The sequence below is a fragment of the Blastococcus sp. SYSU DS0753 genome, assembly GCF_054051175.1.
In genome coordinates this window covers 106,185-123,418 of the sequence record NZ_JBJHAT010000002.1, presented here as the reverse complement: position 1 = coordinate 123,418, position 17,234 = coordinate 106,185, and the positions used below count along the sequence as shown (strand labels likewise).

Sequence of the window (17,234 nt, the reverse complement as noted above, 5' to 3'; positions counted from 1 at the left end):
GAGTGCCGTGGCACTCAGAGGCAGAGCGGCCGCGGACCTGCTGTCGTCCCCGGTCGCTATACCTGCACGGGGACCGGCTCGGGCTCCGGTCGCACGGCGCTCCGCTGCACCGATGCCGCGTGCGCCGCGCCGGCGGCGAGCACGAGGGCGGCGGCGACGGCGGGGGCGGCGAGCGCGGTGCCCGCGCCCAGCGCATCGGCGAGCACGCCGGTGAGCGCGGAGGCGACCGCCTGGCCGACGACGACCGCGGAGCCGAGCATCGTCATGGTGGTCGCCGAGCGGCCGGCCGGGCTCAGCGCCGCGGCGAGGCTGTACAGGGTGACCAGCGTCGGCCCGACGCCGCAGCCGAGCACCGCGAGGGCGGCCACGAGCGCCGGCACCGACCCGGCGCACGCGTAGGCGATCGCGCCGGCGAGCAGCAGCGACCCGAAGGCGAGCCACCGCGCCCGCAGCGAGAAGCGCACCGGCAGGGCCGCGGTGCCGAGCGCGAGCACCGCCGACCCGATGCCCATGACGCCGTAGAGCAGGCCGGCGCGGTCGCCGTCGCCGTCGACCGCCAGGAAGCCGGTGAGCGAGGTCAGGGTGGCGCCGAAGAACAGGCCGACGCCGAGGGTGCCGACGACGACGGTGAGCAGCCGGAAGCGGGTGAGCTCGCGGACGGGTGCCCGCGCGGCCGCCGTCGGGTCCGTGCCGGGGTGCAGCCGGCCGGTGGGGTGCAGGGCGAACGCGGTGACGAACACGAACGTCAGCGCCGAGGCGCCGGCGATGGCGACCCACGGGGCGATCGCGGTGGCGAGCAGCCCGACGAGGAAGGGGCCGACGATGAAGACCATCTCGTCGGCGGCGGACTCGTAGGCCATCGTGCCGTTGACAACCCGCTCGCGGCGGTCGTGGTGCACCGACCGGCGGATGATCGCCATGAGCCGGGTGCGTGACATGGGGGCGATCTGCGGTGCGGAGGCGCCGATGAGGACCGACAGCGCCAGCAGCGCGGCGTCGGCCGCGGTGCTCGCGACGACCAGCGGGAAGACGCCCAGCAGGCTCGCGTTCACCAGGCCCACCGGGACGAGCACCCGGCGCTGCCCGAAGCGGTCGACCGCGGCACCGAGCAGGGGGCCGGCGAGTGCGGTGCCCAGGCCGGCGCAGGCGGAGTTGAGGCCGCCGAGGGTCACCGAGCCGCGCTCGGCGACGACGAGGGTGAGGACGCCGACGACCATCATCGCGAACGGCAGCCGCGCGATGAACGCGAGCGGGAAGTAGGAGAGACCGGCGGAGCGGAGCACCGCGGAGTCGGTGGGGCGCGTGTGGAACATGACCTCTGCTGGGCGGATCGGGCGTGCCGCCTTGATCCGCCGGCGGGGCCGGCAGCAGGTAGTTACACACGGGACGTTCTGGAACCCGTCAACCCTAGCGCGCCGGCGGGACGGTCGACTTGCGACGCGTCGCCCGACCAGGTGGCCGCCGGGCGCTACTTCCAGCGGTCGATGAACTCGACCGTCGCGGCGTTCACGACCTCGGGGTGGGTCGCGCTGAGGAAGTGCTGGCCGCCCTCGACGACGCGGAGTTCGGCGCCGGCGCTGTTGACGAAGAGTTCGATCTCGGCCTGGGCGTTCGCGACCGAGTAGACCCGGTCCGCGGTGCCGTGCATCCACAGGACAGGGCACCGGACGCCGTCCAGCCGGCCGTGCAGGCCGTCCCGGTCACGCAGGTTGATGCTGCTGATCCGGAGCCGCTGCCGTCCGGCGTCGCCGGCGTAGTTCTCCTGGTGCTCCCGGTGCCAGAACGCGCGTTCGTCGGCCGGGACGTCGTCGCCCATGCCCTCCGCGAGGGTGGCGTCGACGAGCTCGACCGGGACGGTCCAGTCGTTCCCGACGGGCTCGGCGAGCGCGTCGATGGCGGGGGTGCAGAACGCGACCCCGTCCCAGCACCCCAGTTCGCGGCTGCGCTGGCTCTCGAAGTCCATCGAGGTGCCGAGCGGGACGATGCCCCTGATGGTGTCGGGAGCGAGCATGGCCATGCGTGCCGCGACCCAGCCGCCCTGGGAGGTGCCCAGCACGAATGCCTGCGGGATGCCGAGCGCCTCGAGCACCTGCAGCCCGGCGACGGCCGTGTCCCAGTAGGTGAACTGCCGGTACGAGGCGCGGGTGGCGCCGTGCCCGTAGGGCTCGATGGCGAGCAGGTTGGCGGTGGCGGAGAGCTGCTCGTCCGCGAACTGGGGCCGGTACAGCTCGACGGAGGTGGTGAAGGAGTTGACCATCACCAGCGTCGGGAGCGACGCGTCGTACGCACTGCCGAGCCGGTAGCCGATGGTCGAGCCACCGAGGTGGGGGATCTGGATCGTCTCCGTGCCGCTCATGGTCTCCCTCACGGTCATCGCAGGCCGCCCGGCGGGGTCGGCGGTCCGGCCATCGTGGCGTCCGGCTCCCCGGGGGTCAATCGCCGCCGGGCTCGGTGTCACGCGGTGAGCGGCGGGGCGCCGGCGAGCTCGGCGATGGGGGCGGACCACGCGTCGGGCGCCGTCCAGACGAAGCTGTGCGCGCCGGGGACGCTGCGGAACCGGCCGTCCCTCGCCCGGGTGCTGAGCTCGCGCGCCCAGGCCTCGGTGCAGAGGCGGTCGCGGTCGCCGTGGAGGACGAACACGGGGCAGTCGACCCGCTGGATCGTGTCCTCGAGGCGGTCGGCGAGGTGGGTGGCCAGGGCGTGCCGGACCCGCCGCAGGCCCGCGCGGCGCCGGTCGGGGGTGTGCTGGACGTCGAGTTCCGGCGGCTCGAGCTCGTGGTTGCGCCGCCAGGCGAGCAGGACGCGGCGCATGCTCCGGTAGGCCGGGTCGACGGTCGGGCTGGCGAGCACCAGCGCCCGCACCCGCCCGGGCTCGCGGGCCGCGACGTGTGCGGCGACCTGCGTGCCGCTGGAGTGCCCGACGAGGACCGGGGTATCGGGCCCGCCGGCGGCGAGCCAGTGGGCGACCGCGTCGGCGTGCTGGACCACGTCCATCGGGTGCGGCGGCTCGCCGCTGCCGGAGAAGCCGGGCAGCTCGACGAGGTGCGCGCGGGTCCAGGTGCCGAGTGCCTCGACGGCGGGCTGCAGGTAGTTGGCGACGGCGAGGCCCGGGACGACGACGACCTCCGCGACACCGGGGCGAGCCGTGCCGGTCACGCGGCTGCGCAGCACGCCCCACGGGGTGGGGCGGTGCTGCAGCTCGACGGCCGGCGGCACGGTCTACCGGGAACGGCGGTCGGCGGTCATGGTCGGGACGCTAACGGCGGAGCGCCCGGCTCGCGCTGCGGGCGGGGCGCGGCGCTGGTTGAGTGGCCGGTGGCGGTGAGCCGACGCCGTCTGTCCTCGTACCTGGGAGTTCGCGATGTTCAGGAAGAAGACCGCAGCCGGAACCTCGAAGAGGTCGATGGCGCAGGCGCTGGGCGCCGTCGGGGCGGCGTTCGGGGCGATGAGCGTCCTGGCGCCGCGGGCGGTGGCGAACAGCTACGGCGTGCCGGTGACGCCGTCGGGCCTGCAGCTGCAGCGGCTGTTCGGCAGCCGGGCGCTGGTGGTATCCGCGCTGGCGCTGACCGCGAAGACCGACGAGGAGGTCGACCGCGGGCTGGCCGCCGTGGCGGCGATGAACCTGCTCGACACGCTGACCGCGCTCGCGGCGGCGGGCCAGGCGGGTGGCCGAACCACGACGCGGGCGATCACCAGCTCGCTGGGCTACGGCGCGGCGGCGCTGTGGATCCGCTCGCTGAAGGACTGACCCCACCCGCCACCTACCGCCGGTCGACGGGGTAGCCGGTGCCGTAGTTCCCTCCTTCGAGCTATCCAGCACCGTCCGGTGCGCGCCGAGGTCCTCCAGGAAGAGGTCTCGACGACGGATCGGGTGACACATGAGGGACACGGCAGGCCGATCGGCCGGCAGGGGGTACCGCGGGATCGCGGTCCTGGCGGCCGCGGCACTGGGGTTCGGGGGCACGGCCGTCATCGGCACGCTCGCCTCCGCGGCGCCGGCGGTACCGATCGCCGACGGCTTCGGCCCGGCCGGCGACGGGCTCACCCGCCTCGTCGTCACGCTGGACGGTGGGGTCACCGCCGAGCAGGTGGCGCTGCTGGACGCCCACCCCGCGATCGCCTCGGCGCAGTCGCTGTTCGACGGCTCCGCGCTGGTCGCCGGGAAGGACCTCGTCCCCTCGGTGGTCACCGAGCTGCTCGCGGGGGCGCGGGTGGCGCTCTCGGAGTCCGGCGAGGTGCTCGGGGAGTCGATCTCCGACCCGTACTGGAGCCGCGCCGGCTGGAACCTCAGCAACAACGGCTCGAACTTCTACGGGCAGAGCGGCGTCGCCGAGGCCGACGTCTCCGCGCCGGAGGGCTGGCGGGCCGGCACCGGGCGGGGGCTCACCGTCGCCGTCATCGACACCGGGCTGGCGGTCAACCACCCCGACCTGCAGGGTGCGCTGTGGACCAACCCCGACCAGCCCTGCGGTACCGGTGACACCGACGCCAACGGCAAGCCGGGCGACTGCCACGGCTGGAACTTCTACACGAACTCCGCCGACGTCACGAACGCCGGGCTGGACAACTCGCACGGCACCACGGTGGCCGGCGCCGCCGGTGCCCGGGCCGGGAACGGCCACGGCACCGCGGGGGTGGCACCGGACGTCACGATCATGCCGCTGGTCATCGGGGCCGGGCGGGATGTCAACCTGCACCTCGGCGCCGAGGCGATCCGCTACGCGGCGGAGAACGGCGCCGACGTCATCAACGCTTCCTGGGGCGGCCTTGGCGGGGCGGCGATCCTGACCGAGGCGATCGACTACGCGAACAGCCTGGGCGTCGTCGTCGTAGTCGCGGCCGGCAACGACAGCACCAACCGCGACACCTCGCCGGTGTACCCGGCGAGCATCAACCGGCCCAACGTCATCACCGTGGGCGCCAGCACGGCCGCCGACACGGTCAGCGACTTCTCCGCCTACGGGGCGGGCACGGTGGAGCTGTTCGCCCCCGGGACGCTCGTGTTCTCCACGACGCCCGACGGCTGGTACAAGCTCGTGAGCGGCACCTCGATCGCGGCGCCGCAGGTGGCCGCGGCAGCAGCGCTCTACAAGGGGCTGGACCGCGAGGCGTCCGCACCCGAGGTGGTGCAGCGGCTGCTCGCCGACGTCGAGCCCCTGCCGGCCTTTGCCGGCAGGTCGGTGACCGGCGGCCGGCTGTCGCTGACGAAGTTCGGGGAGACGGCGGCGCCGGTGCGGTACCGCTTCACGAACATGACCGCGATGGCCGGGACGGTGACCCCGCAGGTCGTCGCCAGCGGTTCGGTGCCGGGCGGTGCCTACGAGGCGCGGATCTCGCTGGGCATGGAGCACGGCGGCGACGTCCTGGCGCTGACGCAGCACGCGATCACGTTGAACGGCCAGACGGCGACGACCGACGACGCCGGCGAGGCGCGCTTCTCGCTGGGCACCCGGGAGGGGCTGGGCTCGCTGGTGCTGACGCCGAGCACCGAGCTGCAGGACGGCCGGTACGTGCTGGTGGTCCAGCTGGCCAAGGACGGCGAGGCGCTCGGCATGGCCTACGCCGCCCCGCTGCTGGTCGGCGAGGAGGCACAGCGCAGCGCCGACCCGGCGCCCGAGCCGTCTCCCGGAACGCCGGTTCCGCCGTCCGGCGGGAGCACGCCGGCGCCGTCGGTCGGCAGCCCGGCGCCCGGCGGCTCGGCTCCTGCGCCGGGGACCTCCCCGACGCCGGCTCCCACGTACCCGACCGCTCCGGCGCCGTCGTCGCCGGGCGCTCCGACGCCGTCGGCACCGGCTCCGTCCGTCGGCGCACCGGCGCCCGGTGGCTCGGCTCCTGCGCCGGGGACCTCGCCGACGCCGGCCCCCGCCCCGTCGTCGCCCGTGGTGGACGGCGGCCGGACCCCGGACGGTGGCAGCACCGCGCCGACCACGCCGCGTCCCGGCAGCGAGACGCCGTCGTCGCCGGCCCCCTCGGCCCCGGCACCGTCGGCCCCTGCTCCGTCATCGCCGGCTCCCTCGGCTCCTGCTCCTGCGCCGGCGGCACCCCAGCCGGCCACGGGCGGGGAGAAGCAGTACCCGTCGGTGGGGGCGTACCGGATCACCTCGATCTCGCCGTCGGTGGTGAGCGCGTCCGGTGGCACCCGGGTGCGGATCAGCGGTTCGGGCTTCCAGTCCGGGGTGCTGGTGCGCGTGGGGAGCAGTACGGGGGTGCGGATCGTCGGCCTCAGCGGCACGGAGATCGTCTTCGAGTCGCCCACGCTGGTGGCGGGCGTCTACGACGTCCACGTCTTCGCGCCGGACCGCTCGTCGACGGTGCTCGGCGGCGGGCTGACCCTGGTGACGGCGACTTCGTCGCCGGCCCCCACGGCGCCCACCCCGACGGCGCCCGCGCCGTCGGCCCCGGGCACCGAGCCGGGGGTGGCCGCACCGGGCGGCACCCCGCCGGCCGGTGGGTCCGACGGCACGGTCCGCGGCCCGCGCGGGGAGCGGCTCCTGCCGTCCGCCCGGTTCAGCGCGCTGGCCCGCTCGATCTGGACCGTCGACTGCAGCAGCGGTTGCGGCGGGTTGAGCATCTGAGGTGAGCGACGGCAGCCCCGCGACGACTCCGGTCGTGGCGGGGCTGCCGCGTTTCCGGTGCCGGTCCTCGGCGTCACAGCATCCGGGCCCAGTCGTCGGCCAGGCTCATGCCGTAGCGGTGCCCGGCGCCGGGCGGGTGGTCGAGGGCCGTGACCAGACCGGCGGTCACCTGCCAGAACGTCACCGCCGGCAGCCACGGCAGGTCACCGCGCGGGGCCAGCACCAGGCCGGGGTGCCATTCCGGGATGGGGTCGTCGTCGTTGCGGACTTCGGTGCACCCGGGGACCGGGGACGAGCCCGCCGATCCCGGCCGCCCGGCCAGCAGGCAGCCGTCGACGCCGCCGACCTCGGTCACCGCCGCGGCCGCGGCGGTCGCACCCAGGCTCTCCCCGAAGATCAGCAGCCGCGGTCGCTCGCCGGCGGGCAGGGTCGCCAGCTGGGCCCGGACCGCATCCAGGAGGGCCGTCGCCGACCGCTCCGCCCGGTCGGTGCCGAGCAGGTACTCCACCCAGCTCGGGCGCTGCGCGTACTGCACCGTCACGGTCGCGAGGTCCCCGCCGGTCAGCTCCTCCAGCGCGGCGATCGCCCCCTCGTCCACCCAGCCCGATCCCGTGGGGACGGCGATCACCACCGTCGAGCGCGTCAGCCCGCCGGCGCCGACCAGCTCCTCGACGGCCAGCCGGGCCCGCGTCTCGTCGGTCGGCGCGTCGGCCAGGGCGATCCGCACGCGGACGGGTGTTCCGGCCGGCACGTCGGGCGCCGACGCGACGACCGGCACCCAGGCGGGCGCCGCGGCAGGGGCGGGCGGGGGCGCTGCCCCGCACCCGGCCACCACGAGCACCGCCGCCATGCCCACGGCCAGGCGGGCCGACCGCACCCGCCCGTGGAGCACGTTCCGCGCCCCCTCGACGACGGCGCCGACCAGCCGCGCCGCGCACCACCACGTCGCCGCGGTCAGCAGGCCGGCCAGCAGCCGCACCCACAGCGGCGGTTCCAGCATCCACGGGGTGACGACGCAGACGATGCCGGCCGAGGTGGCGACCGCCGTCGCCACGGGATGCCGCCTCACGCCGTCGCCCCGTCCCGTGCCCCGGTCACCACGCCGGCGATCGCGGCGAGCACCGCCGAGCCCGGGCGGAAGTAGCCGTCGTGCCGCCGGACGTCGTCGGCCGGGATCAGCCGCGCCCCGAACTCCGGTGCCGCCGGGTCCGTACCGTGCCCGAGGTCGCCGACCGCCAGGTGCGGGACGAAGCGGATCCAGTCCTCGGCGCCGCGCGCCGCGAACACCCGCGCGGACGTGCGCAGCCCCGTGACGTCGCGCGCCCGCGCGCCCGGGCTGGCGAGCAGCACCACGTCGTCGGCGGTCAGCTCCGGTGCCGCCAGCGCGACGACGACGGCGCCGTAGCTGTGCCCGATCACCGTGACGTGCGGCGCCGTCCCCGACCGGAACCGGAGTTCCGCGACGGCGTCGACGAGGGCCGGCGCGGCCGCCCGCGCGAGCCGGCCGGTCGCCGCGTCGACGCCCGGGCCCCGCGGTGACTCGTAGCCGACCCAGAGGACGACGGCGGTTCGCGGGCCGGCGGCCGATGCCAGCGACCGGGCCCAGCCCCACGGGCGGCGCAGCGGATCGGCGGGGTCGTGCAGGGTGGCCAGATCGGTGTCGGCGCCGGGCACGAGCACCGCGACGGAGTCCGCCGTGGCCGGGTCGCCGAGCGCGACCACGGCACGTCCGCGGCCGGCCGGGTCGCAGCCGAGCACGCGCACCGCGGCGTCGGAACCGGCGGTGAGGCGAGCGGACAGCTCGTCGGCGCAGCGGCGGTCGAGGCCGACCGGGGACCCACCGGAGGAGGCCCGCGGTTGGGCGAGCAGCGACAAGCTGCCGACCAGGGACAACAGCCCCACGAGGAGGGCGAACAGCGGGGTGCGCATGCCGTCCGATCGAAGCTTCGCGAGCGAGCGCCGTCGTCACGCTGCGGAGCCGTCCTGGCGCGCTACCGGCGTCCGACGCCGGCGGTGCGTGCTACTCCGGTAGGGGGCGCAGCTGCCCTTCCGGAGGGACGCGGCAGGGCGTTCTCCGTGGCTAGGCTCGCAGCGCGATGAAGCCGACCACCCTGCGCCGCATGACCGCGACCGGCGCCTCCGGCGCGTGGTCGGCGGTGCTCGCGGCGGTCCGGCCGGAGCAGCCGGCGTGGACGGCGCCGTGGTCGAGGCTCCCGCGGGCGGGCACGGTCGGTGCGGTGCTGTTCGGCCTGTACGGGCTGGTCGTGGCCATCGCGGTCTCGAGCGCGGTGCTCAACGAACGCGGCGGGCTGCTCGGCGGGGTGGCGTTCCTCTACCTGCTGCCGGCGGCCCTCGGGCTCGCCGTCGCACCCCGTCGCCCGCTCGACGGGTGGCTGGCCGTCACCTGCTGGCTCGTGATCCTGCGGTTGCTCATCCCGGCGTCGCCGGAGCCGCTGCCGGTGGTGGAGGTCTGGCACTGGCTGTTCTGGCTCCCGGTGCTGCTGCTGGCCGCGTTGGCCGCCCGCGGTCGCGCGCTCCTCGGCGTCGCCCTGGTCTCGGTGGTCGCGCTGCTCCTGTTCGGGATCGTCGACGCGGAGGCGGTGGACGCCGGATCGTGGTCGACGGCGCTGGTGGGGGTGGCGGTCCCGCTGGTGCTGGGCGGGGCGCTCGGGGCCCGGCAGCGGGCCCGCGCGGCGCTGGCCGGCGAGCAGGAGCGGGCCGAGGAGGCGCTGGCGCGTCAGGGCGCGCTGGCCGAGCGGGCGCGCATCGCCCGGGAGATGCACGACGTCGTCGCCCACCACATGTCGCTGATCGCGGTCCGCGCCGAGACCGCGCCGTACCGGCTCGACGAGGTGACACCGTCGGTGCGCACCGAGTTCGCCGAGGTGGCGACCGCGGCGCGGCAGTCGCTGGCGGAGATGCAGAACCTGCTCGGTGTGCTGCGCTCCGACGACGGCGCCGAGCGGGCGCCCCAGCCCGGCCTGGGCGACCTCGAGGACCTGCTGCGCGCGGCCCGGGCCGCCGGCGCCGAGCTGCAGTGGGAGCTGCGCCTGCCGGAGGCGCCCGCGGCGCTGGGCCTGTCGGCGTACCGGATCGTCCAGCAGGCGCTGGCCAACGCCGCCCAGCACGCGCCGGGTGCACCCGTGCGGGTGCGCGTCGCCGGGGAGGGCGGCGTGCTGCGGATCGAGGTGGTCAACGGCCGGGGAACGGTGACGCCGGCCGCGTCGGGCGGGGGAAGCGGCCTGCCCGGCATGCGGGAGCGCGCGGCCCTGCACGGCGGCACGGTCGAGGCGGGCCCGACGGCCGACGGCGGCTTCCGCCTCGTCGCCGAGCTGCCGCTGGCCGCGGGGGTGGACGCGTGATCGGGGTGCTCGTCGTCGACGACCAGTCGATGGTGCGGGACGGGTTCGCCGCGCTGCTGAACGCTCAGCCGGACATCGAGGTGCTCGGCACGGCCGGTGACGGGCAGGCCGGCGTGGAGCTGGCAACCGAGCTGACTGCCCGGGGGCGCGGTCCGGACGTCGTGCTCATGGACGTGCGGATGCCGCGGCTGGACGGCATCGAGGCGACCCGGGCACTGCTCGGCGGTGCGCTGGAGCCGGCGCCGCGCGTGCTGGTGCTGACCACGTTCGACCTCGACGACTACGTCTACGCGGCGCTGCGGGCGGGGGCGAGCGGCTTCCTGCTCAAGCACGCACCGGCCGCGGAGCTGCTGCACGCCGTGCGGGTGGTGGCGGCGGGGGAGTCGCTGCTGGCGCCCGAGGTGACGCGCCGGCTGATCGCGCACTACCTGGCGACGGGCCCCGCGACCGGGAACGACCGACGGCCGGCGCAGCTGGAGGCGCTGACGCCACGGGAGACCGAGGTGCTGGCGCTGGTGGGCCGGGGCTTGTCGAACCGGGAGATCGCCGAGGCGCTGTTCGTGGTCGAGCAGACGGCGAAGACGCACGTCAGCCGCGTCTTCGCCAAGCTCGGCCTGCGCGACCGGGCCCAGGCCGTGGTGCTCGCCTACGAGACGGGGCTGGTCCGCCCGGGCGGGTGACCTCGGTGCGCCGCGCAGAGCGGCGTCGTCCGGCGCGTGCTCGGTCCGCGCGCCGGCCGCCGTCCTCAGGCCATCTCGGGAACGCGCAGGTGGTGGATCACCAGCGGACCGTGCGCCGCTACCCGGGGTCGGTCCGATCCGATCGACGGTGACGGGGGCGCGCGTCTCTGCCCTCGGCGCCGTGGCCTCGTCCTCGCCCCGCCCGCTGGTCCTCGCGGGAGGGCTACGCCGGCGTCGGCCGGGACGGTTCCGGGGGGAGGTCGACGCCGCGGCAGTCGCGCAGGTAGGCGTCCCAGTCCCAGTCGGCCAGGAACTCGCGGGCGGCCCGTTCGCCGGCCGCGATCAGCCGGGCCCGCTCGGCCTCGTCGATGTCGAACTCGGTGAGCCCGGTGCCGATGGTGCCGATCGAGAAGGCCCGGCGGCGCACGCAGGGGGAGGCCAGGTAGGTGCGGTCCCGCCCGGTGACCGTGGTGGCGACCAGGGAGTCCAGCAGCCGCAGCGGGGGCGGCAGGTGCCGGACGCCGAACACCGAGACGTCCTCGTCGGCGAGCGTGTCGCCCACCCCCACCCCGAAGGTCGGCCAGCGCGGCGTGGCGGCGTCGGTGCGGTCGAAGATCTCGATCGGGAAGTTGGACAGCACCCCGCCGTCCACCAGGGTCGACCTCCGCCCGGTGCGCGGGTCCCGCAGGCTCCGGGGAGCGAAGAAGTAGGGGATCGCCAGGGACGCGCGGACGGCGTCGGCCACCGGCTGGCGGTCGGGATCCAGGCCGAACTCGCGGTAGTCCCACGGCAGTCGCAGCAGCCGGCCCCGGGTGACGTCGGTCGCCGTCACCACGAGGCGGTAGCGCTGCCACGGCTCCAGCGCGGGGTCGTCGCCGGGGTCCTCGCGGCGGAGGTCCCCGAAGGTCACGATGCCGAGGTCGGCCAGCTCCCGGCGCACCCATTCGGTGATGTAGCGGCCCGGGTGCAGACCCGACCGGAGCAGCAGCCCCGCCGCCGGCGCCAACAGCGGCACCGGCGCCCAGGAGTCCGGGATGCGGTCGTACTCCAGCCGGGCAGCTGCTGCCCGGATCCCGTCGGCGGGGAGTCCCGCAGCGAGGAATGCGGCCAGCACGGCGCCCGCCGAGGAGCCGGCCACCCGCTCGAACCGGTAACGGCCCAGCAGCTCGACGGCGGCGCCCGTGAGCGCGATGCCCTTGACGCCGCCGCCCTCGAGCACCAGATCGGCCGGCAGGGGTCCCGGCGAGGTCATGCCCCACCGTAGGGCCGTCGCACCCCCGTCGGCGCTGCGGTCACGACCTGCCGCGCCGACGGGGTGGGAGAGCCTGGTCGCCGGCGCAGCGGGACGTCCGAACGAGCGTGCGCCCCGTCGGCCTTCGCTGCGGCCCGGACTCTCAGACCAGTTCGGGGACGCGCAGGTGGTGCAGGACGAGGTCGAACTCGGCGACGTCGGTGGCCGACATGCGCAGCCCGCGGCGGAACTCGTCGCGGATGTACGTGGCCCGCTGGCGGGAGGCCTCCATGGAGCGGCGGTCGGCGTAGACGGCGGTGAGGGCGTTGTCGCCGGTCTGCCGGTCGAGCATGAGGCTGAGGCTGCAGAAGCCGGGCATCTCGTCCATGCGCGGGATGAGGTCCGTGCGGAAGACCTCGAGGACGCGCTCCGTGGTGGCCGGGTCGACGCGGGACCAGGTGACCCGGGCGCAGGACTCGTCGCCTGCGGGGTGCAGCCGGTGCATCGCCACGATCTCCCACTCCCGCACCTCCGGTGCGGGAGCACCGAACTGCTCCGTCGCCTGATCGCGCATCCGGAGGACTGCCTCGCGGGTCGCGGCCATCGCATCCTCGGTCTCCCAGGCGGTGGTGACGATGCAGCGGCCGGAGCCCCGGTCGCACAGCATCGACAGCCCGACGTAGCCGTCCATGCCGCCCACGGCGGGCATGACGTCGTCGCGGACGCCGGCCATGCCGGCGTCCAGGCGGTTCGGGTCGGCGGCGATCGTGGTGCTGCGGGCGAACATGCGCCCTCCCTTCCGCGGACAGGCGCGGCGCCCGGCGATGTCGCCGCGCGAGTCATCGTGCTCTGCTCCCCGGCGCTGTCAACGGGTTCGCGCGCGGGCCGTGTCCGTGCTGACGTCGGATGGACATGGCCGAGATCCAGCGGACGACGTTGGCGGCGCGACTCCCTCGGCCCGTTCGTGCGCCTCATCGTTCCCACCGACCCCCGGCGCAGCAGCGTCCTCTGGTCCCCCACCCACCGGAGCCCGGTAGCGATACCGTCCCGTGCCACTACGGGGAATGGAGAACGATCGTGTCCGATACCGCTGTCATGCCTGGTGCCTCCGCTCCTGCGCCGGCCGAGTCCGAGAGCCCGAAGCGGTGGCTGAAGTGGGGCATCCCGCTGCTGGCATTCCTGATCGGCGTCGGCGTGGGCGGTGCGGGTGACACCCCCGAGGTGGAGGCGTCGCCGGCGTACCTGACGCTGAAGAGCGAGTTGACGGACACCCAGCAGGAGGCGGCGGAACTCGAGGACGAGGTCGCCGAGGCGGAGTCGCGGATCCGTCGTGTCACCGCCGAGGGGGAGTCGCGCCTGGCCGCGCGGGTGACCGAGCTGGACCAGCGGAGTGTCGCGCTCGACCAGCGGGAGCGCGACCTCGTGGCGCGTGAGGCGGCTGCCTCCGCTGCGCCGGCACCGCAGGCGACGGTGCGTTCGACTGCTCCCGCACCGTCCGCTTCCTCGGCGCCGGTCGCTCCGGCTCCGGCTCCGGCACCTCAGGCTCCCAGCACGTACTTCAAGAACTGCGACGCCGCCCGAGCCGCGGGTGCAGCCCCCGTGCGGGTCGGGGACCCCGGCTACGCCGGTCACCTGGATCGGGACGGCGACGGCGTCGGCTGTGAGTAGTCCAGCCTGACCTGCGGTGCTCCGGACCGGTGCCCGTCCGTCGCGGACGGGCACCGGGCTGTCGCGCAGCTGGTGCGGCGACGCGTCTCGGACCGTGGGTGGAGACCCCGCGTCGGTGGGGCACGTCCCGCCGCGGAGCCGTGCAGGGCGGCGTCGGTGGGATGCGGTGCACGAGACCCGGCTCGAAGTGTCTGCGCCGGCGTCACACGGTGGGGTGACCACGTCGGCTGTCGCGGCACCGGGCGCCCGATCGTGTCGGAGGCGTCCGCTAGAGCTGCGGCGAGGCAGGACACGTCCACGGGTTGCCGGTTGGACGGTGATCGGGAGGTACGGGGCGATGCAGCGACTCGACGGACGGCTGGTGCTCAGCCCGACCGATCTGACCCACCACCAGGAGTGCCGGCACCTGACGCGGCTGGATCTCGGGGTGGCCGCGGGGGAGTGGGCCGCGCCGGAGGCCCCGACGTCGGAGGAGGTGCAGTTCGTCTTCGACCGCGGGCTGGAGCACGAGCGGAAGTACCTGGCGTCGCTGGTCGCGGCCGGCCGGACGGTCACCGAGATTGCGGCCGCCTCCGGTGCCGACGGCCGCCGGGAGGCGGAGGCCGAGACGGTCGAGGCGATGCGCAGCGGCGTCGACGTCGTCTACCAGGGGGCCTTCTTCGACGGTGCCTGGGGCGGGCAGGCCGACTTCCTGCTCCGCGTCGAGGTTCCGTCGTCCTTCGGCGGCTGGTCCTACGAGATCGCCGACACCAAGCTCGCCCGGAAGCTCAAGGTCGCCGCGCTGCTGCAGATGGCGACCTACGCCGAGCGGCTCACCGTGTTGCAGGGCGTGGCGCCGCGCGGGATCCACGTCGTCACCGGGGACGGCGTGTCGCGGCCGTGGCGGCTGGTCGACGTCGCCGCGTACGCCCGCCGGGCCCGGGCCCGGCTGGAGACGTTCGTCGCCGCACCGCCTGCCACCACTCCCGCGCCGGTCGCCTTCTGCGACCAGTGCCGGTGGGCGTCGCGCTGCGATGGCGAACTACGGGACGCCGACGACCTCGGCCTGGTCGCCTTCATGCGCGGTGACCACCGGGACGCCCTCCGTGCGGCAGGCATCCCGACGCTGGCGGCGTTGGCCACCGCGTCACCGGAGCAGCTCGCGGCGTCCGGCATCGGTGCCGACGCGCGCACCCGGCTGCAGCAGCAGGCGGCCGAGCAGCTGAAAGAGCGGACGACGGGCGCGGCGTCGCGGACGCTGCTCGACCCGGTCGACGGCCTGGGGCTGCTCCGGCTGCCGCAGCCGAGCGCCGGCGACCTGTACCTCGACTTCGAGGGCGACCCCTGGTTCGAGGACGGCGCGGGTATCGAGTACCTCGCCGGCATCGGTGACCGGTCCGGCGGGTTCTCCGCGCTGTGGGCGCACGACCGCCCGGCGGAGAAGCAGCTGGTCGCCGACCTGATCGACCGGATCGTCTCGGCGGTGCAGGCCGACCCGGCGATGCACGTCTACCACTACGCGCCCTACGAGGTGACCGCGCTCAAGAAGCTGACCGGCGGCTACGGCGTCCGGGAGGCGGAGCTCGACCAGCTTTTGCGCGAGGAGCGGTTCGTCGACCTCTATCCCGTCGTCCGGCAGTCGATGCGGATCAGCAAGGAGTCGTACTCGATCAAGAAGGTCGAGGCGTTCTACGGACGGTCGCACGAGGGCGCGGTGGCCAGCGCGTTGGGCAGCGTCCTGGAGTACGAGGCGTGGCTGGAGGATGGCGACCAGGCGCGGCTGGACGGCATCGAGGCTTACAACAAGGACGACGTCGACTCCACCCGCGAGCTGCACGACTGGCTGGAGCAGCAGCGCGCCGAGCTGGAGGCGGTGCACGGGCCGTTGCCGCGGCCGGCGGTCTCGGTGGTGGCGCCGGACGCGAAGGTGACCGAGGCGCAGGCCGCCGAGCAGGAGCTGACTGACCGGCTGCACGCGGCCGGGCACGAGCTGCTGGGCGACCTGGTCGGCTGGCACCGCCGCGAGGACCGGCCGGCGTGGTGGGAGGTCTACCGCCTGCAGGACCTCGACGCCGAGGAGCTGGTGGGGGACGGGACGGCGCTGGGCGGGCCGTCCTTCGTCCGGTACGTGGGTCCGGAGAAGAAGAGCTCGCTGTACGAGTACTCGTTCCCGGTGCAGGACACCAAGCTCTCCGCCGGTGACGAGGCGCTCGACGTGGACACCGCGACCAAGGCCGGGACGGTGTTCGAACTGGACGCCGCGGCCGGGCGGCTGGTGCTGAAGACGACGGCTGCGGAGCCGCCGCAGCCGCGCGGGCTCGGGCCCGGTGGGCCGCTCAACACGGCCGGCCTGCGGGCGGCGATCGCCGACACCGGTGAAGACGTGCTCGCCGGCCGGGACTGTCTCGGCCAGGCGCTGGTGGAGCGCCGCGTTCCCGCGGGAACGCGGCTGCGTGAGGGCGAGACGACGACGGACGCGATCGTGCGCCTCGGGCTGGCGCTGGACGGCGAGGTGCTGGCGATCCAGGGACCGCCGGGCAGCGGCAAAACGACGGCCGCCGCCGCGCTGATCCGGGAGCTGCTCGACGCCGGGAAGAAGGTGGGCGTCACGGCGACGTCCCACGCGGTCATCGGCAACCTGCTCAAGGCGGTGGGGCGGCCGGCGCTGCAGAAGTGCGAGGAGCACCAGCACTGCGGCGCGGACGGTGTGGCGTGGTCGAAGGACAACGGCTTCGTCGCCCGGGCGCTGGCGGACGGCAGTGCGCGGCTGGTCGGCGGGACGGCGTGGTTCTGGACCCGGGCCGACGTGGCGGAGGCCGTGGACGTCTTGGTGGTCGACGAGGCCGGGCAGTTCTCGCTGGCCAACGCCGTCGCGGTGGCGCGGGGCGCGCGGTCGATGGTGCTACTGGGCGATCCGCAGCAGCTGGCGCAGCCGACCCAGGCGGTGCACCCGGGTGGCTCGGGGGCGTCGGCGCTCGAGCACCTGCTGGATGGGCACGCGACCATCCCGGCGGACCGCGGCGTGTTCCTGGATCGCTCGTACCGGATGCACCCTTCCCTGACGGCGTTCGTCTCCGACCTGGCTTACGAGGGGCGGCTGGAGGCGGCGGACGGCCGTGAGCGGGTGGCGGTGCTGGGGGAGGGGGTGCTCGCCGGCAGCGGGCTGCGGGTGCACCCGGTCGAGCATCTGCTGACGGCGGCGGACAAGAGCCAGCAGGAGGCGGACGCCGTCGCGCGGCTGTGGCATTCGGTGCAGGGCTCGAGGTGGCGGAACCACCTGGGGGAAGAGGCGCCGATCGGGCCGGCGGACGTGCTGGTCGTGGCGCCGTACAACGCCCAGGTCGCGCTGATCAAGGCGGCGCTGCCGGACGGGGCGCGGGTCGGCACCGTGGACAAGTTCCAGGGGCAGGAGGCGCCGGTGGTCCTGTACTCGATGACGAGCACTAGCGCCGACGACGCACCGCGGGGCGTGTCGTTCCTCTACGACCTGAACCGGCTCAACGTGGCGGTGTCGCGGGCGCAGGCCCTGGCCGTCGTGGTGCTGAGCCCGCTGCTGCTCGACGCGCCCGTGCGGACGCCGGAGCAGCTGCGGCGGGTGAATGCGCTGTGCCGGCTGGTGGAGTCGGCGACCGTCGTCTGATCCCGACCGCGGTGCGCGGGCCGGTGCTGGCCCGTGGTGTGATGCCAGTCAGGTGATGTCCGGGTCGGCGCTGGGGCCGGTCCGCTCGGCAGGAAGGTG

General features: G+C 75.2%; 13 protein-coding genes. 6 read left to right on the top strand and 7 right to left on the bottom strand.

Features of this window, described 5'->3' with window-relative positions; genetic code table 11:
- Positions 1 to 56: 56 nt before the first annotated feature.
- The 3 genes from ACI799_RS02565 to ACI799_RS02555 form a co-directional block, all read right to left on the bottom strand.
- Positions 57 to 1,313: an MFS transporter gene (locus ACI799_RS02565; protein ID WP_456612371.1), complete on the bottom strand. Its 1,257-nt coding sequence runs from the start codon at positions 1,311 to 1,313 to the stop codon at positions 57 to 59.
- Between the two features lie 155 nt (positions 1,314 to 1,468).
- Positions 1,469 to 2,356, bottom strand: coding sequence for an alpha/beta fold hydrolase (locus ACI799_RS02560; RefSeq protein WP_456596645.1), 888 nt, complete (start codon positions 2,354 to 2,356; stop codon positions 1,469 to 1,471).
- Between the two features lie 98 nt (positions 2,357 to 2,454).
- The gene (locus ACI799_RS02555) at positions 2,455 to 3,216 is read right to left on the bottom strand and encodes an alpha/beta fold hydrolase (RefSeq protein ID WP_456612370.1); all 762 of its coding nucleotides are present in this window, start codon (positions 3,214 to 3,216) and stop codon (positions 2,455 to 2,457) included.
- Between the two features lie 145 nt (positions 3,217 to 3,361).
- Here ACI799_RS02555 and ACI799_RS02550 point away from each other — a divergent pair, with 145 nt between their 5' ends.
- Together ACI799_RS02550 and ACI799_RS02545 are read left to right on the top strand one after the other, a co-directional pair.
- Positions 3,362 to 3,748, top strand: coding sequence for a hypothetical protein (locus ACI799_RS02550; protein WP_456612369.1), 387 nt, complete (start codon positions 3,362 to 3,364; stop codon positions 3,746 to 3,748).
- Between the two features lie 130 nt (positions 3,749 to 3,878).
- On the top strand, positions 3,879 to 6,575 hold the full coding sequence (locus ACI799_RS02545) for a S8 family serine peptidase (protein WP_456612368.1): 2,697 nt from the start codon (positions 3,879 to 3,881) through the stop codon (positions 6,573 to 6,575).
- A gap of 73 nt (positions 6,576 to 6,648) precedes the next feature.
- On the opposite strand, the gene ACI799_RS02540 is transcribed toward ACI799_RS02545, so the two are convergent.
- Both ACI799_RS02540 and ACI799_RS02535 read right to left on the bottom strand, forming a co-directional pair.
- Positions 6,649 to 7,644: an alpha/beta-hydrolase family protein gene (locus ACI799_RS02540; RefSeq protein WP_456612367.1), complete on the bottom strand. Its 996-nt coding sequence runs from the start codon at positions 7,642 to 7,644 to the stop codon at positions 6,649 to 6,651.
- Positions 7,641 to 8,504: an alpha/beta hydrolase gene (locus ACI799_RS02535; protein WP_456612366.1), complete on the bottom strand. Its 864-nt coding sequence runs from the start codon at positions 8,502 to 8,504 to the stop codon at positions 7,641 to 7,643. Before ACI799_RS02535 ends, ACI799_RS02540 begins: the two co-directional genes overlap by 4 nt.
- A gap of 167 nt (positions 8,505 to 8,671) precedes the next feature.
- Between ACI799_RS02535 and ACI799_RS02530 the strand changes: the two genes are divergently transcribed.
- Together ACI799_RS02530 and ACI799_RS02525 are read left to right on the top strand one after the other, a co-directional pair.
- Entirely contained in the window at positions 8,672 to 9,937 is a 1,266-nt protein-coding gene (locus ACI799_RS02530; protein WP_456612365.1) for a sensor histidine kinase, read from the top strand.
- Positions 9,934 to 10,617, top strand: a complete 684-nt coding sequence (locus ACI799_RS02525; RefSeq protein WP_456612364.1) for a response regulator — start codon at positions 9,934 to 9,936, stop codon at positions 10,615 to 10,617. Before ACI799_RS02530 ends, ACI799_RS02525 begins: the two co-directional genes overlap by 4 nt.
- Before the next feature lie 223 nt (positions 10,618 to 10,840).
- Here ACI799_RS02525 and ACI799_RS02520 read toward each other — a convergent pair whose 3' ends face one another.
- Positions 10,841 to 11,869 carry a patatin-like phospholipase family protein gene (locus ACI799_RS02520; protein ID WP_456612363.1) on the bottom strand — a complete coding sequence of 343 codons (1,029 nt, stop codon included), beginning with the start codon at positions 11,867 to 11,869 and terminating at the stop codon, positions 10,841 to 10,843.
- A gap of 142 nt (positions 11,870 to 12,011) precedes the next feature.
- Positions 12,012 to 12,635: a hypothetical protein gene (locus ACI799_RS02515; protein ID WP_456612362.1), complete on the bottom strand. Its 624-nt coding sequence runs from the start codon at positions 12,633 to 12,635 to the stop codon at positions 12,012 to 12,014.
- 290 nt (positions 12,636 to 12,925) lie between these two features.
- Here ACI799_RS02515 and ACI799_RS02510 point away from each other — a divergent pair, with 290 nt between their 5' ends.
- Entirely contained in the window at positions 12,926 to 13,516 is a 591-nt protein-coding gene (locus ACI799_RS02510; protein WP_456612361.1) for an excalibur calcium-binding domain-containing protein, read from the top strand.
- A 337-nt stretch (positions 13,517 to 13,853) separates the two neighbouring features.
- Positions 13,854 to 17,135 (top strand): TM0106 family RecB-like putative nuclease, encoded by a 3,282-nt coding sequence (locus ACI799_RS02505; protein ID WP_456612360.1) that lies wholly within the window; start codon positions 13,854 to 13,856, stop codon positions 17,133 to 17,135.
- Positions 17,136 to 17,234: the final 99 nt, after the last annotated feature.

Coding starts and splice junctions, on each gene's coding strand:
- ACI799_RS02535 (WP_456612366.1), bottom strand. CDS start 8,504: ATGCGCACCCCGCTGTTCGCCCTCCTCGTGGGGCTGTTGTCCCTGGTC.
- ACI799_RS02560 (WP_456596645.1), bottom strand. CDS start 2,356: ATGAGCGGCACGGAGACGATCCAGATCCCCCACCTCGGTGGCTCGACC.
- ACI799_RS02565 (WP_456612371.1), bottom strand. CDS start 1,313: ATGTTCCACACGCGCCCCACCGACTCCGCGGTGCTCCGCTCCGCCGGT.
- ACI799_RS02520 (WP_456612363.1), bottom strand. CDS start 11,869: ATGACCTCGCCGGGACCCCTGCCGGCCGATCTGGTGCTCGAGGGCGGC.
- ACI799_RS02550 (WP_456612369.1), top strand. CDS start 3,362: ATGTTCAGGAAGAAGACCGCAGCCGGAACCTCGAAGAGGTCGATGGCG.
- ACI799_RS02530 (WP_456612365.1), top strand. CDS start 8,672: ATGAAGCCGACCACCCTGCGCCGCATGACCGCGACCGGCGCCTCCGGC.
- ACI799_RS02515 (WP_456612362.1), bottom strand. CDS start 12,635: ATGTTCGCCCGCAGCACCACGATCGCCGCCGACCCGAACCGCCTGGAC.
- ACI799_RS02545 (WP_456612368.1), top strand. CDS start 3,879: ATGAGGGACACGGCAGGCCGATCGGCCGGCAGGGGGTACCGCGGGATC.
- ACI799_RS02505 (WP_456612360.1), top strand. CDS start 13,854: ATGCAGCGACTCGACGGACGGCTGGTGCTCAGCCCGACCGATCTGACC.